Below are 614 nucleotides of genomic sequence, written 5' to 3' on the forward strand. Positions count from 1 at the left end.
ATTGATCCAGGTTCCTGCGGCGGTCGGGACTTCGGAAGCCTTGGACTTGGCGATCATGCCGAACAGCTTGGGAACTGCGACGGCGGCGAGGATGCCCATGATCACGATCACGACCATCAATTCGATAAGGGTAAAACCTTGTTTCTTCATAGTGTACTCCTTGTTGTTTGTGACACACTTGTTTGAGTCCTGGCCCGGAATTGAGCGTTCGACTCGTTTACTTCCCTAATATACACAATTTTTTTCGGAAAAGCAATAGTTTTGTCAAACTTTTGTCATTTTTGTGTCATAACAACCTGGAGCAGACGCAAAAATTGCTTTTTTCGACCAAAATCGCCGTTTTAGGGGTGTTTCGGATGCTTACAATTATAGATTTTTTTCGCAAAAAAGGGGACTTCCGCCGAATTTTTTTATTCCAATGTGGAATATATCACACCCCTTTTGTCACGGTTTTGTCATTTGGCCCAAGCAAAAGAAACGCGGCGACCGCTCAGCGGCCGCCACCAACTGTTTCTTTATATGAATACCTACAGTTTACCGAGGTCGCGGAGCATTTTCTCGTACTTGTCAGCACGAGCCCTTTCTTCGCTAGCACGAGCTTCTGCCGCGTCTGC

Annotated in this window: 2 protein-coding genes; one reads left to right on the forward strand and one right to left on the reverse strand. The window is 46.4% G+C overall.

Features of this window, described 5'->3' with window-relative positions:
- On the reverse strand, positions 1–150 hold a 150-nt coding region (locus B4A77_RS01820; protein ID WP_290737852.1), incomplete at its 3' end, for a type IV pilin protein.
- A 206-nt stretch (positions 151–356) separates the two neighbouring features.
- On the opposite strand from B4A77_RS01820, the gene B4A77_RS01825 reads away from it, so the two are divergent.
- Positions 357–614, forward strand: a 258-nt coding sequence (locus B4A77_RS01825) for a hypothetical protein (RefSeq protein WP_290737781.1), incomplete at its 3' end; no start/stop codon positions are given.

It is taken from the genome of Fibrobacter sp. UBA3718 (genome assembly GCF_002371935.1).
GTDB lineage: Bacteria > Fibrobacterota > Fibrobacteria > Fibrobacterales > Fibrobacteraceae > Fibrobacter.